The organism is Fluviicola chungangensis (assembly GCF_007558725.1).
Classification (GTDB): Bacteria; Bacteroidota; Bacteroidia; order Flavobacteriales_D; family Crocinitomicaceae; genus Fluviicola; species Fluviicola chungangensis.
Genome location: NZ_VLPL01000001.1, coordinates 210,539 through 226,160 on the forward strand (window position 1 = coordinate 210,539; position 15,622 = coordinate 226,160).

16 protein-coding genes and 1 other RNA gene are annotated in these 15,622 nt (G+C 40.9%); 14 read left to right on the forward strand and 3 right to left on the reverse strand.

Annotated features, from left to right (window positions below):
* The first annotated feature begins 210 nt into the window (after positions 1 to 210).
* The 3 genes from FO442_RS01005 (at position 211) to FO442_RS01015 (ending at position 3,283) form a co-directional block, all read left to right on the forward strand.
* Complete coding sequence (locus FO442_RS01005) at positions 211 to 759, forward strand: GNAT family N-acetyltransferase (RefSeq protein ID WP_144331272.1); 549 nt, start codon at positions 211 to 213, stop codon at positions 757 to 759.
* Between the two features lie 111 nt (positions 760 to 870).
* Positions 871 to 2,034, forward strand: coding sequence for an AI-2E family transporter (locus FO442_RS01010; RefSeq protein ID WP_144331273.1), 1,164 nt, complete (start codon positions 871 to 873; stop codon positions 2,032 to 2,034).
* Positions 2,035 to 2,119: 85 nt separating this feature from the next.
* Complete coding sequence (locus FO442_RS01015) at positions 2,120 to 3,283, forward strand: WG repeat-containing protein (RefSeq protein WP_144331274.1); 1,164 nt, start codon at positions 2,120 to 2,122, stop codon at positions 3,281 to 3,283.
* 53 nt (positions 3,284 to 3,336) lie between these two features.
* Here FO442_RS01015 and FO442_RS01020 read toward each other — a convergent pair whose 3' ends face one another.
* Genes FO442_RS01020 through FO442_RS01030 form a run of 3 tightly spaced genes read right to left on the reverse strand, consistent with a single transcriptional unit; the run spans position 3,337 to position 5,516 of the window.
* A complete protein-coding gene (locus FO442_RS01020; protein WP_144331275.1) occupies positions 3,337 to 4,047 on the reverse strand; it encodes a Dph6-related ATP pyrophosphatase in 711 nt (236 codons plus the stop codon).
* Complete coding sequence (locus FO442_RS01025) at positions 4,035 to 4,889, reverse strand: aminotransferase class IV (RefSeq protein WP_144331276.1); 855 nt, start codon at positions 4,887 to 4,889, stop codon at positions 4,035 to 4,037. The genes FO442_RS01020 and FO442_RS01025 overlap by 13 nt, the downstream gene beginning before the upstream one ends.
* Positions 4,890 to 5,516, reverse strand: coding sequence for a rhomboid family intramembrane serine protease (locus FO442_RS01030; protein ID WP_144331277.1), 627 nt, complete (start codon positions 5,514 to 5,516; stop codon positions 4,890 to 4,892).
* 55 nt (positions 5,517 to 5,571) lie between these two features.
* Here FO442_RS01030 and FO442_RS01035 point away from each other — a divergent pair, with 55 nt between their 5' ends.
* The 11 genes from FO442_RS01035 to FO442_RS01085 all read left to right on the forward strand — a co-directional run bounded on the left by FO442_RS01035 (position 5,572) and on the right by FO442_RS01085 (position 15,403).
* Positions 5,572 to 7,182 (forward strand): L,D-transpeptidase family protein, encoded by a 1,611-nt coding sequence (locus tag FO442_RS01035; RefSeq protein ID WP_144331278.1) that lies wholly within the window; start codon positions 5,572 to 5,574, stop codon positions 7,180 to 7,182.
* A 98-nt stretch (positions 7,183 to 7,280) separates the two neighbouring features.
* Positions 7,281 to 7,931: a ribulose-phosphate 3-epimerase gene (gene rpe / locus FO442_RS01040; protein WP_144331279.1), complete on the forward strand. Its 651-nt coding sequence runs from the start codon at positions 7,281 to 7,283 to the stop codon at positions 7,929 to 7,931.
* Complete coding sequence (locus tag FO442_RS01045) at positions 7,932 to 8,345, forward strand: hypothetical protein (protein ID WP_144331280.1); 414 nt, start codon at positions 7,932 to 7,934, stop codon at positions 8,343 to 8,345.
* Between the two features lie 61 nt (positions 8,346 to 8,406).
* Positions 8,407 to 8,916, forward strand: coding sequence for a GNAT family N-acetyltransferase (locus tag FO442_RS01050; protein ID WP_144331281.1), 510 nt, complete (start codon positions 8,407 to 8,409; stop codon positions 8,914 to 8,916).
* 176 nt (positions 8,917 to 9,092) lie between these two features.
* Positions 9,093 to 9,191: signal recognition particle sRNA small type (ffs, locus tag FO442_RS01055), an RNA gene on the forward strand.
* A 282-nt stretch (positions 9,192 to 9,473) separates the two neighbouring features.
* Positions 9,474 to 9,878 carry a hypothetical protein gene (locus FO442_RS01060; protein WP_144331282.1) on the forward strand — a complete coding sequence of 135 codons (405 nt, stop codon included), beginning with the start codon at positions 9,474 to 9,476 and terminating at the stop codon, positions 9,876 to 9,878.
* A gap of 83 nt (positions 9,879 to 9,961) precedes the next feature.
* Complete coding sequence (locus FO442_RS01065) at positions 9,962 to 10,723, forward strand: leucine-rich repeat domain-containing protein (protein ID WP_144331283.1); 762 nt, start codon at positions 9,962 to 9,964, stop codon at positions 10,721 to 10,723.
* Positions 10,724 to 10,915: 192 nt separating this feature from the next.
* On the forward strand, positions 10,916 to 11,581 hold the full coding sequence (gene fsa / locus FO442_RS01070; protein WP_144331284.1) for a fructose-6-phosphate aldolase: 666 nt from the start codon (positions 10,916 to 10,918) through the stop codon (positions 11,579 to 11,581).
* 252 nt (positions 11,582 to 11,833) lie between these two features.
* Entirely contained in the window at positions 11,834 to 12,334 is a 501-nt protein-coding gene (locus FO442_RS01075; RefSeq protein ID WP_144331285.1) for a DUF6702 family protein, read from the forward strand.
* Positions 12,335 to 12,336: 2 nt separating this feature from the next.
* Positions 12,337 to 14,625 (forward strand): M1 family metallopeptidase, encoded by a 2,289-nt coding sequence (locus FO442_RS01080; protein WP_144331286.1) that lies wholly within the window; start codon positions 12,337 to 12,339, stop codon positions 14,623 to 14,625.
* Between the two features lie 235 nt (positions 14,626 to 14,860).
* Positions 14,861 to 15,403: an NADPH-dependent FMN reductase gene (locus FO442_RS01085; RefSeq protein WP_144331287.1), complete on the forward strand. Its 543-nt coding sequence runs from the start codon at positions 14,861 to 14,863 to the stop codon at positions 15,401 to 15,403.
* The last annotated feature ends 219 nt before the right edge of the window (positions 15,404 to 15,622 follow it).

The following is a 15,622-nucleotide window of genomic DNA, read 5'->3' on the forward strand; positions in this document are numbered from 1 at the left end:
TATCGGGACAGTTGGACTTCAATTTTTTTTCTCACAATTGTAACGTTTTGAATCCCGTTTGGGGGCTGTATCGCGAAATTGCAGCTTTCCAATCCATTTACAAGTCATTTCGCACAAAATAGTTTATAAACGCACGTCGCCCCAGTCCCGGTAGCAAACAAAAACCAAGTCAACGCAGTCGAAGCCGGCATAATTCGTAATTTTAAGCCCATGAAATTCTCACCACGAAAAGTTCGCCTGAAAGACGAACGTGAAGTCCTGCTCCGCCACGTAGCCGTTTCCGATGCTCCGCGCATAATTGAGTTCGTACAGGGATTCGTCTACGAAGAAGAATTCGTACCCTTGAGTGAAGGAGAATTTAATCCGTCAATAGACGAAGAAGAACACATCCTGTCCAATTACATCGAACGCTCCAATTCCCTGTTTTTGGTTGCCGAATACGAAGGAAAACTGGTCGCAAATATCAACGTAGATGGAAATCAGCGCAAAATCCTGCGCCATACAGCCGTTTTCGGTATGGGTATGCACAAAGACTGGCAGGGATGCGGCTTGGGAACAGCCATTTTGCAGGCTGCAATTGATTGGGGACGTGCGAACCCCGAATTGGAACTCCTGTTTTTACAAGTGTATGCTGAAAACCTGGCAGGCTTAACATTATACCGGAAAATGGGGTTTGCGGAACACGGAAGAATTCCCGGCTTCTTCAAACAAAACGGTCGCTACCACGATGAGATTTCCATGCATCTGCGCCTGAAGTAAACAAATTGATACGTCCTTTTTAAGTACTTTTAACGCTATCCGGCTCACTTTTACTCTTTTAAGATTCGCTTCCCCGAATAATCTTCTTAATATTGTCTGAAAGGTCATTTTATGGAAAACGTACACGTGAATTACCAGAAACGCATCTTCACTATTCTGCTGCTGGTAGTGATTGCTGCAATTATTTATCTGGGAAATGACATTTTGTTTCCCATCATCCTTGCTTTTATTTTCGGAGTTCTGATCCGGCCTATCGATGCATTTTTTCAGCACAAATGGCACTTTCCGAAGCTTTTATCGGTCATTATTACCGTTGCGATTGCCATCATCATTTTTGCAGCGATCCTGTTGCTTCTCGGGTTCCAATTGAAAGATTTTTTCAGCGATCTCCCTACCCTGGAAAAAAACATGATGAAAGTGATTCACGATCTGGGAGATTGGATCAATAAAACGTTTGGAGTGACAAATTTCCAGCAGGAAAAAATCGTTAAGGAAAATTTCATGAAAGGTGGGAAATTCCTGTCCATGAAAAATTTTGGGTCTTTTACCGGCGCCCTGGTGAATTTTATTTTGGTCCCTTTGTATTTGTTTCTCTTCCTGTTCTACCGCGAATTATTACTTGGGTTCTTAAATAAACTTGTTCCGCCGAAAAGCTCTGAACGCATGCAGATCATCGTAAATGACATCAAAGTGATCATCCGCATGTATATTTTAGGTTTATTGCTGGAGATTGCCATTGTTGCTACTCTGACGACACTCGGCTTGTGGTTGATTGGTGTCAAATACGCTCTTTTTCTGGGCTTGCTGGTTTCCCTGCTGAACCTGATTCCTTACGTGGGAATCCTCGTTGCGAACTTTTTAAGTTGCCTGATCTCGCTTTCCAATAATCCGAGCCTGGAACAATCTGTTTTGGGAGTAATTGCTGTTATCGGCGCGGTTCAGCTCATTGATAACAATATCCTCTTACCGCGGGTTGTCGGTTCCAAAGTGCGGATCAATGCCCTGGCTTCGATCATTTGCGTTATTGTAGGAGGTTCACTTGCCGGCGTTCCCGGGATGTTCCTGGCAATTCCGATTACCGCGATCATTAAAGTCGTTTTTGATGCTGTTCCGAACCTTGAGCCATACGGTTATTTATTGGGCGATGAAATGCCGAAAGCCTTGTTCTGGACGAAGAAGAAAGAAGTTGCCAAGCAGATTGTAAAAGAACAAATCAGGAATCCTCATCCCGATAAACCGAAAGCGAAACCAAAACCAAAACCTAAGACGGAATAAGGCTCTGGACCCTGAACCAAAAGCTTGTATTACAAGTTCGTTATTTTTTTGTTTTTTTGCAGGAAACATGATGATAGCGTGATCTATGAATACTAGCCCAAAATATAAAACGGTAATTCTGCTCTTGTCATTGGCGATTTTCCAAAGTTGCAGCTATGGCAGTCCAGGCAACAAAAACAGAGAGTTTATTCACGAATCGGAACAGGAATACGACAGCCTCCGTCCTTTGGCATCCTACCAATATGTGTATTCTTTTCAGGAAGGATATGCTATCGTGGTGGCAAATAAAAAATATGGTTTCATTGATAAAAAAGGAAAAAATATCATACCGTGCCGATACGACTATGCACAAGATTTTACTAATGGGTTTGCAGTTGTAAGACAGGATGAACAATACGGATTTATTGATGTTACAGGTAAGGAAATTACCCCGTTAAAATACGATTTTGCAATCGATTTTGAAAATGGTCGGGCAAAGGTGAAGTTGGATAATAAATGGGGTTTTATTGATGAAAAAGGAACCGAAATCATCCCGGTCATATACGATGATGCCAATGATTTTTCAGAGGAAATAACGACGGTGAAAGAAAACGGCCAATGGTTCTTTATGGATAAAATGAATAACAGAAAGCCGGTACCTCATAACACCAAAGGGATCTCTTCATTTAATGAAGGCCTGGCATCCATTGAGATCGGAGGAAAAAGAGGCTGTATGGATAAGCAGGGAAATATTGTCATTCAACCAAAATATGATCTCATATTTTATTTCAGAGATGGATTGGCGTTGGTTGAATTGGACGGAAAACATGGATTCATAAACAAAAAGGGACAGGAAGTTGTTCCGTTAGTGTATGGTGGCTTTCCGAGTTTTAGAGAAGGATTGTCTGCTGTAAGTATCAATGGATATTATGGTTTTATTGATAAAACCGGGAAGATGATTGTTCAACCGAAATATAAGGATGTCTATGAATTTTATGATGGCCTGGCACGGGTCTGGATCGATAAAAAAATAGGTTGTATCAATCCGAAAGGTGAACTGGTAATTCCAGCGGTTTATGATGAAATACAGGTTGGTGAAGGAATCCTTGGAGTAATTAGTGACGGGAATGGGCAATTTTTAGATTTAAAAGGAAAAGAATTGTTTCCTGAAGTGTATGAGAACTTATATGGTTTTAGTGACGGAGCAGCTTTGGTGCTGAAAAACGGGAATTGGTTTTTCATCGATAAGCAGGGACATCGATTGTTTTAAAAACTTGAACGGGTGGAAAAGAACCGTGGTTTTGTAACGGAGAAATTCAAAGACTAAAGAGGAATAAGATCCTGGAACCAGAATCCATACTCTATAGTTTCTCCTTGCTGGTTCTGAGCAGTATACGTTTTGAGCACCTGCTCCCCAACTTGAAATGGAATGGGATCTTTAAAAATCGGTCCGTCAAAAACAAAGGTGTGGAATTCGCCGTTCTCGCCGCAAGGATCTACATTATCAGGTAAATCTGCCAGGAACTGATGATCGATAACTCTTCCTGCAAATGATTCGTCCAGTTTGGAGGAATCTACACAAACCACGATGGTTTTGAATCCCAGGTCGATAAATTCCCTGATCAATTCTTTTGTATCTTGTTTCCACAAAGGAAAATGCGCAGAAATGGAAACTTCATGCAGTTTTTGCTCCCGATAAATTCTCAGATCCTCCAGGAAAATATCACCGAAAATACAGTCTTGGATCCCTTCCGATTTCAATTCCTGAATAGCTTTGTTCATAACTGATTCATACGCCTGCATGTCTGAGCTGGCGGGCAGTTGAACTTGTTTTACGGAAATTCCCAACGATTCCGCTTGTGCCAAAAGCAATTCACTGCGTACTCCGTGCATCGAAATGCGATCGGCTTCTTCATTGAATGTGGTCAGCAAATACCGGATATCAAATTGCTTGTTTTGAAGGACTTCATAGAGCGCCAGGGTACTGTCTTTTCCTCCGCTCCAATTAAAATAGGCCGGAATCAAACGTCCCATTCTTCATTCAGGAAAGCAACAATTTTACGCGCTGTGGTGTTAAAATACCGTTTTGTCCGGTATCCCCCGACCCAGGTAATGCCGCGTACTGCGTTCGTTAAGAATACTTCATCTGCTACCAGAAGATTGGAAGGCAGGATCGGACATTCGTAAACTTTCAGTCCGTTCTTCAGTGCCAGGTTAATCACTTGCATGCGCATGGTTCCTGCCAGGCAGCCATCCGAAAGGCTCGGTGTGTATAGAACGCCGTTGCTGACTACGAAAATATTGCTGTGTGAACTTTCCAGGATCTGTCCGTTGTCATTGGTGATAAGCATGTCGTCCAGGCCCTTTTCTTTCGCGGAAATTGCAGCTAAAACATACAGAATCCCGTTTTTGGTTTTGTAGTTCGACAGAATGTTTTTGGTTTTCCGGATTTCCTGATAAAGATCTACTTCCAGCCCTTTTGAGTTCAAACTGAACAAATTGTTTTCAATGGGATAGATTTCAATAAAATAACTAACCTCATTAGTATCAGGTAAATAAGTTCCTCCGCCTAAACGATCAATTGAAAGTCTAATCCGTGCACCTTCCGTAATCTTGCACAATTGAATCAGTTCATCCACTTGCTGCTGGAAGAATTCAGTGGTGTAAAAAGCCGGCAGACGCATTTTTAAAACTTTTGCCCCTTCACTCAAACGTGAAAAATGATGCGAAAGGTTTATAGCCTTTCCGTTCATAACCCGGATACTTTCAAAAAGTCCGTCCCCGTAAGTGTAACCCCTGTTTCCGGCAGTAATGGAAGGTCCTGTGTTACTGATGATTTTACCGTTGTTGTTTACGAATAATTCCTGATCGCTCATTTAAAGTAGGTTTTGAAATGCCTGAATCACTTTCTCAATATTAGTAATTAAAATGAAAACAATCCCGAAAACTGCACCGGATATATGCGCATCATGTGCAATATTTGTTTTAGGGTTGCGGCTGGAGTAGATTTCAAAACCCAGGTAAAGAATCCCATACATCCAGGCTTTAATGGGAATCGGGAGGAATAAATTCCGGATTTCCATGGTCGGTTCAAGTGTAAACATAGCAAAGAGCACCGCACTGGCAACACCCGACAAGCCGAGGGAACGATAGGAATAATTGAACCGGTGACGGTAATAAGAAAAAATACTCGAAGTGATCATCGAACCGAAAATCAGTGTCCAAAAAACAACCTGGGTCATAATCACATCGTGGTAAATGACCATTAATTTCCGTTCCAGGTACGGTCCGAATATAAAAAAGGTAAAGCTGTTGAAAAGCAGGTGCTGCATGTCTCCGTGAAGGAATACGTTGGTCACGAACCGGTAGTATTGTTTCTTCTCTCTTACTTTGTAAGGCCAGAACAGGAACCGGTCGAGGAAACGCGGATTATTAAACCCGATCAGGGAAACGAGTACCGTGATGGCAAGAATGATGTATGTGGAATAAATTTGAGGTTCCATGTTCTGGGGAATAAGTATCTTGCGTTAAAATTGCTCATTATTTTTGAATCCGTATATGAAATTTAGCAGAGTTCTATTACTATTTCTCACAGCCACCCTCACACTTATTCTCATAAGATGTAATTCTGAAATTGATAAAACAGATCCTGTTTTTGACCGAAAAGTATCATTGAAAAAACGCATTTCCCTGGCAATCGAGTCGGATTTATTAACAAAACTGAATTTTCCGGACGGGATCAGAGATTCTGTTTACGCATTCTACGAATCCCGTGATTTCAGACCGGTCTGGGCAAATGATTCGATGCTCCTGGAAAAAGGGACCAAATGGAAGGCGTTGCTGGATTTTCCGTGTGCACTTGGCTTGCCGGACAATCGTTTTTTTGAATTTAAGGAGGACTCCCTGACAAGCTCTTCGATCATTCAGGAATTTTTACTGACTGCCCGTTTGGCGCAATTACAGCAGGATTTGAAGGTTGGTTTCCTCGATACGGCTGTCAATGCATACAGACCGATTGTTTCTATCGATCTGAAATCATTGGGGAAATCCATCAGGCAAATGGACACTGTAAAGAATTGGGGGAACTGGCTGGCTAAAATGGGGCCTTCCAGGCCGGAATACCAGGCTTTGGCTAAAGGATTGTTCCGCTATGCATCCAAAAAAGAACTTTCGGACATTCATTTTGAAATTCCTGCGTTAGTGGAAGATTCGTTGCGTTGTATTGCGCTTTCCACAGAATCATTGATTGATAAAGATTACCTGGATTCGAAGAAAACAGACGATGCGTCTTTCTGGGATGCAATGGGACGATTTCAGGCAGACAACGGATTGAAGGCAGATGGAGTTATCGGGGTTTACACCCGTAAAGCATTGGACGAATCAGAGCGGTACAAATGCCACCGAGCCATTTTATCCATGGAAAGGTGGAGATGGCGCGAACCTTTTCCGCTTGACAGATACCTGTGGGTAAATATTCCGGAATACAAATTGCGGTTGTTTTACAATGACAGTTTACTTTCGGAGCACCGTATCGTTGTTGGTAAACCGGAAAATCAAACCCCGCAGCTGAGCTCAAAATTGCGGGCCATTGTTTCGTTACCTTATTGGACGCAGCCGCAATCCATTGCCAGCAAGGAATTCTTGCCTGCTATTCAACGCAATTCAAATTATGCAGCAAAAAATCATTACAAAGTGTACCGCGGTGAAACGGAAGTGGACCCTACCACCATTAACTGGAAACGGTATAAAGAAAAGAACTTTCCGTTCAGAGTAAGACAAGAACCCGGGGAAGACAATGCTTTGGGATTGGTGAAATTCGAATTCAACAACAAATATGGAGTATATATTCACGACACACCTGCCAAAGGCTTTTTCAATAAGGATATTCGCGCGTATTCTCACGGTTGCATGCGGTGCGACCTGCCGGATTCATTGGCACGCTTTATACTCACCCGCGACGACAAACAGAAAATGACACGCGATTCACTCGATACACTTATTGCAAGGAAGGAACACTTTACCATTTCCCTCAGAAAACCTATTCCAATGCAGGTAGATTACATAACAGTAACCGTAAATGAAAGAGGGAACCTGGTGTTCTTCCCGGATGTGTACGACCGCGATGAGAAATACCTGAAAATGATGAAGATTTACCCGAAAGTCAATTAACAATTATCAACGATTCAATTATCAAGTGTTTTTCACTTAATAATTGATAGTTATTTAATTCATAATTTTAAAATTACTTTTGTAAAAAATTAAAAAACATGTCGATTATCATTGCCCCTTCCATTCTATCCTGCGATTTTGGAAACCTCGAACGCGATTTTGAATTAATCAATCAAAGTGAGGCGGATTGGTTTCATGTTGACGTAATGGACGGAGTATTCGTTCCCAATATTTCTTTCGGTTTTCCGATCATTTCGGCATTAAAAAAAGTAGCGAAAAAGACCATCGACTGCCACATTATGATTGTGAATCCGGATCAGTATGTAGCTGATTTTGCAAAAGCCGGCGTAGATATTCTGACCGTTCATTACGAAGCGTGTACCCACCTGCACCGTACGATCGGAGCAATCCATGAAGCGGGAATGAAAGCCGGAGTAGCATTGAATCCGCATACACCGGTTTCGGTGCTGGAAAATGTAATTGCAGATCTGGACCTGGTATTGATCATGTCCGTAAACCCGGGATTCGGCGGACAAAAATTTATTCACCAGGCCATTGAAAAAGTGAAGCAGACCAAAGAATTAATCGCGAAATCAGGATCTAAAGCAATCATTGAAGTGGACGGCGGGGTGAATACCGAAACCGGAAAATTACTCGTTGAAGCTGGAGCTCAGGCCCTGGTTGCCGGAAGTTTTGTGTTTAACAGCGCAGATCCGAAGGCAACAATTTCCTCTTTGAAACAACTCTGAATGCTTGATTTTTTCCAGCAGCGATTTGCGTACATCCATCAATTGAATTTGAGTTGGATGGTGCATTTAACGCAAGACGATCAGGATATTCCCTGGGATATGAAGCTTGCTGTTTCCCAGCTGATCAATTCACAACACATCGCAGTTGCGGGGATATTGGATTTGGAAATAGAATCGGATTTGAACGATGTGCTTCCTGAAATGTATTGGGAATCGTTGGAGCGCGACAATTACAAGCAATGGATGAACGTCTTCCTGCAATTCAACCAAGGGCTTCAGGATAATGTGGAATGGCTCACCCCACTCCTGTTCAAATCATTGCACGAAACAGCCCAATACATCGGACAGTTGAAGTTATTGGTCGCACAACACGGTTTGGAAGCTTTGGATGAAACGCTCTTAAAAGTGGAATGACAGTAATAGTAGATTTTGTGCTTAGTTATTTTGAAGCATTCGAATTATTTTTAGATAAAAAATGAACCTCCCCCCATATGCTGTTTTTCCGGAATTGAGATCCGCAGAGCTGCTTCTACGTGAAATCCGTATGGAAGATGTTTCTTCTTTGCTGGAAGCTCTCACCTACGACGGTAAAACAGCAGCAACCCTGGAAGAAGGAATTCAAATCGTAGAAAAAACGAATCAAAATTACTTGGACGGAAATTCCGTTAATTGGGTTATCGAAAACAATGAGACCAATGAATTGATGGGGTTTATCGGATATTATCGTGGGTTTGAAAACGGTGTTGGAGAGGTTGGATTTGTTCTGAAAGCTGCATTTCGTGGTTTGGGCTTCATGTCAACTTCCCTTCAAATGGTGGTCGATTTCGGATTGAATAACATGGTGTTAAATGGAGTTGTTGCTTTCACAAAACCAGACAATGAAAAAGCAATCACAGTATTGAGCCGGAACGGATTTCACGAGAATAAACCGGAAGGAGCTTATTTGAAGTTTGTTTATTCGGCGGCAAGTAAACCATTTAGTTAATTCGTTTACAAAAAAAGCGATGGTAATTACAAGTATTGTAATCCCAATTCGTACCTCTTTGTTGTTCATCCACAACATCGCCTGAAAAAGAAACGGTTACGTCTTTGTTAAACCGATATTTCGAAAAAAACATTTTTTCTATCTCAATTCTCCAATAAATGACTAATTTTGCGGCGGGGTAAGTCTTTTACGACCAGCTCCCTCTAATTCCTCCAGGACGGGAACGTAGCAAAGGTAAGAGGTTGTAGCGGTGCGATAAGAGTAGCTTACCCCTCTTTTTTTGCCCATATTTTGGCTTCTAAAATAATTCCTCCTCACACTCTTGCTCAAACTCACACTTCTCCGACCTCGGCTTTTTCGTCAAACTCCTAGGAATTTTTAAACAGTGTGCTGGCTTTCAGAATTATTGTGTAGTATTGAAGCAATAACGTGACCCATACTTTTTGTAACTATTCTGAGATTCTGTTTGAAAATCGATTTTAAGTGGCTGTAAGCGGTTGTAAGTATTTGGAGTTGCGCATATATACAAGTTATAAGCAACTGTAGCACAATTTAACATGAAATATAGCATACCTTTTATTTTATTTTTAATTGCAGCATGTAGCAATGTGAATGATAAACAATCAAACCCTAATAATGAATTTCGAAACATTAAAGTATTTAAGAACAAATCAGCTTATTCCATAAATATCGGTGACACGATTGAAATTTATCACACCACAAACTCTTGTTGTAAATATTGTCAACCAAACGCAGATAAATTGCGACATTTGGATTTTATAGGCAGCAAAATTGTGATTCCTTCAAAAAAAGGATGCGATGGTTGTAATTGGACATCTGCATTAATGTTTGTAGCAAAAAGTCAAGGAGTTGATACTATAAAAGATGCAATTATTCCACCTATGTCAATATGTAAAGACACAATAAAAGGTTTGACAAATTACATCGTACGAATAAAATAAATACTTATAACACCAAATAAGCAAAAGCGCAAAAATGCATATATTCGAGAAGGCGCCTTTGCCTATTTGGAAAACGTAATGAAATGCTAGTACGATTAACCTATATATTATTGTTTCTTGTATTCATTGGTTGTACTTCAGCGAATGAAAATGACGTTCAACGAGAAGATTATCGGGATACCATCATAGAGATGGATCTCGGTAAAAAGTTAAATGATAAAATTCCAGATTCGCTGTTTCTATATCGGAACCTCAAATATTTAAACATCTGTTGTAACGAATTGTCAAATTTTGATCCCAGAATTGTAGAACTCTCTAAACTGAGGAAATTGGATTTATATCATACTGACATCAAAAACTTTCCTGATGAATTCTATACTCTTACAAACATAGAAGAACTTGATTTAACCAGTATGTATAAATTGGATTACCAATCAGTTTTGCCTAAGCTTCATAAATTTCCAAAATTGGCAAAATTACACCTTGGGTGTAACCAGATGAAATCTCCAAAAATCAACTTTTCAAGAATGAGTAACTTAGAGGAATTTGGCTTCATAAATCAAGAAGAATTAGATATTAAACATCTCTTAATAGATATCTCAAAAGCGAAAAAAATACGTGTCATTCATTTAAGCGGAAATAACATCGAGACATTGCCCTTAGAAATTAAACTGCTAAGTAATTTGGAAGAATTAAACTTATACAATAACAAATTAACCACCTTACCTGAGGATTTAATCGAGCTCAAGAATTTGAAAGAGGTAACATTAATTGACAATCCTGTTAACAAGGAAAAAATAAAGAAATTGGAGCGTCTAATGCCAAAAGCAAAATTCATTTATTAATAATACCTATACTCGAAAAACAAGTGAAGACGAAACATCGACAAACGTTAGAGCGAAAGCTGTAAGGTAAGTAGGGGTACAAAGAGGATTATTAGATGGGGTTGGAAATTTAACCGGACAACAAAGATTCGCAATTGTAATTCGCAATTACTTACTAAATGGGTTTATCTTTGTTCCCCAAATAGATAAAACATGAAATTTTTCATTGATACAGCAAACCTGAACGACATTCGTGAGGCAAATGATTTAGGGATTTTGGACGGAGTAACAACCAATCCGTCTTTAATGGCCAAAGAAGGAATTACAGGTCAGAACAATATTTTAAAACATTATGTGGATATCTGCAACATTGTAGATGGTCCGGTTAGTGCGGAAGTGATTGCAACGGATTTTGAAGGAATGATCCGTGAAGGAGAAACCTTGGCTGAATTACATAAGAATATCGTGGTGAAAATCCCGATGATCCCGGAAGGAATCAAAGCTATCAAGTATTTCTCATCCAAGGGAATCAGAACGAATTGTACCCTGATCTTCAGCGCAGGACAAGCTTTGTTGGCTGCAAAAGCCGGTGCTAGTTACGTTTCTCCGTTTGTCGGACGTTTGGATGATGTGTCCACAAACGGTTTAGACCTGATCCAGCAAATACGTGTCATTTATGACAATTACGGATTTGAAACGGAAATCCTCGCTGCTTCGATCCGTCACCCGATGCATATTATTCAATGCGCGGAAATCGGTTCGGACGTTATGACAGGACCGTTAAGCGCTATCCTGGCATTGGCAAAACACCCGCTTACAGATAACGGATTGGCACAATTCCTGGCTGATCACGCAAAAGGTAATAAGAGCCCGCAATAGCGGGTGAAGACTGAGCTGAGCAATCGTAAATTGCTCAAAGCGAGGGAAAAGTTCAATAGTTCAAAAAGTTCAATGTGTCAGATTTGAACTTTTTGAACATTTTGATTTCCTTGAACCAACAGAGTTAAGCAAGAAACCTAAATCTTCGCTCATCAGAAAAATCAATCCCTTCAACCGGATTATTCTTCCTTTAGTCCAAAATCGGTTGTGTGCTATGACCATTCTGTTATTTTTGTGCTAACATTCTACTTTATGAAGAAACTCATTGCAGTCTTTGCATTTTTTTTCGTTCTGTTTTCAGTAAATGCTCACGAGTATTATTTTGCCTTTGGTGAAGTGGAATACAATGCGTCGACCAAAAAGCTGGAGATTACGCTGGAAATGAGTGCTCACGATGTGGAATTCGATATGAAACGATCCGGAACCAACCTGGACAAACACATCGAGGATCAGGTAAAGAACCAGGCTTTTAAAAAAAACTTGGAAACTTACCTGGCTCAAGGCTTTAAAATAAGCAATGGCGACCTGGCGCTTTCATTGACATTGATCGGATTCGATGTCTCACCCAATGGAATGCTGTATGCTTACTTGGAAAGTGCCCCGGTGAAATTAGATACCAAATTGACGTTCTGCTTCAATCTCCTGATGGAATCCTTCCCGGATCAACAAAACAAAATCACCTTTATTCGAAATAACGAAAAACAAACAGCTGTATTTTTGCCCGCTAAACCTACAGAAGTCATAACCCTGTAATTATGAAGAAAACACTCTCTTTCTCACTTGTCCTTGCAGCGCTGAATGTTTCGGCACAAACGAAATTTGCTCAATTGGACGTGGAGCTTCCGACTCCGAATGAATACCGCACGGCAGCCGGAGCACCCGGTCATGGATATTACCAGCAAAAAGCAGATTACAAAATGAACCTGACGCTGGATGATTCCAAACAAATGATTCGTGGAGAAGAAGTCATCACATACACCAATAATTCACCGGATGTACTGGAATATTTGTGGCTGCAGCTCGACCAGAATATTTTCAAACCGGATTCCGACAGCAAACTGATTGCGGTGGAGAAAATGGAAGATTTCCAGTCAATCAGGGATGTAGAACGAAAATTGATGACCTTTGAAGGTGGATTTAACATCGAAATGGTGACAACTGTAAACGGAGAAAAAATGCATTATGCCATCAATAAAACCATGATGCGCATTGATCCGGCAAAACCTTTGGGACCGAAACAAAGTATTTCATTCCGGATCAAATGGTGGTACAATATCAATGATCGGATGAAATTCGGCGGAAGATCCGGGTATGAATATTTCGAAAAGGACAATAATTACCTGTATACGATCGCACAGTTCTTTCCTAGAATGTGCGTGTACAATGATGTGGAAGGCTGGCAGAACAAACAGTTTTTGGGGAAAGGAGAATTTACGCTTCCATTCGGGGATTACGAAGTTTCGATCACTGTTCCGTCGGATCACATTGTTGCGGGGACCGGCGAATTGCAAAACGGATCCGCTGTTATGACAGCTGAACAAAAACAGCGCATGGAGAAAGCAAAGTCTTCAAATACTCCTGTTTTGATCGTAACACAGGCCGAAGCTGAAAATGCGGAAAAGAACAAAGCCACAACCACCAAAACATGGACGTTCAAAGCGAAGAATGTGCGTGATTTTGCATTCGCTACTTCCCGCAAATTCATGTGGGACGCGCAGAATACGGTCGTAAAAGGAAAGAATATCCTGTGTATGTCGTTTTACCCGAAAGAAGGAAACCCGCTTTGGGAGCGCTACTCCACTAAATTGGTTGCTCATACGATCCAAACCTATTCCAAATACACGATCGACTATCCGTATCCGGTTGCGATTTCTGTTCACTCCAATCAAATCGGTATGGAATACCCGATGATCTGTTTCAATGGAGGAAGACCAAATGAGGACGGAACGTATTCGGAACAAACCAAATATGGGATGTGGGGCGTGATTATTCACGAAGTCGGACACAACTTCTTCCCGATGATCATTAATTCCGATGAGCGTCAGTGGTCGTGGATGGATGAAGGCTTGAATACGTTTGTACAATACCTGACAGAACAGGAATGGGAACGCGGATATCCTTCCCGAAGAGGTCCGGCATACCTGATTACGGATTACATGCGTGGAGACAAGAAATACATTTCCCCGATCATGACCAATTCAGAATCCATCTGGCAATTTGGAAATAATGCTTACGGAAAACCGGCTACGGCTTTGAATATTCTGCGCGAAACGGTTATGGGAAGAGAATTGTTCGATTTTGCATTCAAAACGTATTGTGAGCGCTGGAAATTCAAACACCCTACTCCGGCAGATTTGTTCCGTACCATGGAAGATGCATCCGGAGTGGACCTGGACTGGTTCTGGAGAGGCTGGTTCTACTCCACCGAATACGTGGACGTTTCATTGGATTATGTGAAGCATTTTGAGTTGAATTCGAACAATCCGGAAATAGAGAAAGCTGCAAATAAGCAAGCAGCTGATTCAAAACCGGAATTTATCGGCGATATCCGCAACCGCGAATCGATCAAACAAACCGTAAATGAAAGAGATACCTTGATTGATGATTTCTATGCCAAGCGCAATGTATATGAAGTGGATCGTTTGGATAAGAAGGAATACGAAGAATTCCAGTCGAAACTAACCCCGGAACAAAAGAAATTACTGGATTCCAAAAAGCAATTCTATGAATTGTCCTTTACCAACAAAGGTGGTTTGGTGACTCCATTAATTGTCCAGGCTAAGTTTGAAGACGGTTCAACACAAGAAATTCGTATTCCGGCTGAAATCTGGAAGATGGATGACATCACGGTTACCAAAGTCCTGATCTTTGATAAACCGGTTGCTTCTTTCCAATTGGACCCATTCCTGGAAACAGCGGATTGTGATGTGAATAACAACTCCTTTCCTCCTGCTTCCAAACCAACACGTTTCCAGTTGTTCCAGCAAAAACAAAGCAACGAAAACCCGATGCAGCGCCAGAAGCGTTTGGAGAGCGGAAATTAATTTAAACTGGAGGCGACTGAGCTGGTAACTGAGCGAAATCACCATTTTAACTCTTAACTTTTGAGCGTTTTAAACCTTTCAAATTCCTCGGCTTGGCCCAAAGACGAAGAAACTTACAACGTTACTCCGTCTTTCATTTCAAGTGTTCCGCTTCCCATACTCATCTTGATGGGATTAGTATTAATTGGAATGCTGCTTGTTTGGTGGAAATCGAAAAGGGATAAGAAGTAAGCTTATGAAAACAATTCTCGCCATCATCGGTAGCGCAAGCGAGAGTTCTTCCAATAGGCAGTTGGTTGAATTCCTTGCAGCTTCCACTAAGATCGAATTCAACTGGATTGTTTTTAACGAATTAAAATCCCTTCCGCATTTTGATCCCGAACTATCTGTGAATAATACACCGCAGGAAATAGTAGCTTTTCGGGCATTGATCGACCAGGCAGACGGAGTCATTATCTGCACTCCCGAATACGTCTTCAGCATTCCGTCCGGTTTAAAGAATGCGATTGAATGGTGCGTTTCCACAACCATTTTCTCCAATAAACCTTGTGGTTTAATTACAGCTTCTGCTCAGGGAGAAAAAGGGCACGAAGAGTTGCAGTTATTGATGAAGACCTTAATGGCCCAATTTACGGATGAAACTGCCTTGTTGATTTCCGGAATTAAAGGGAAAATTCAGCAGGACAATATCAACCCCCAAACCCGTTACGAACTCGAGCGGTTTCTCACCTCTTTTACTTCATTGTTGGCTTTATCCGATAATTTAGGTGACTTTTAAGTATTGGCTGATTCTTGACGGAACCGCTTCTTCTATTAAAAAAAGCACCCCGAATTTAAGTTGGTTAAGCAAATTGTGAAATGCATGTTATGCAAGTATTTGCTTTCTGAAAAAAGGTTGAGAATCTGTGTTTTAATATCTGTTTTAACGAAAAAAATAACAACCGGTAAACAGGCACTGATTTCTTTTTTATCACCTTATTTAAATCAAAAATCAGTC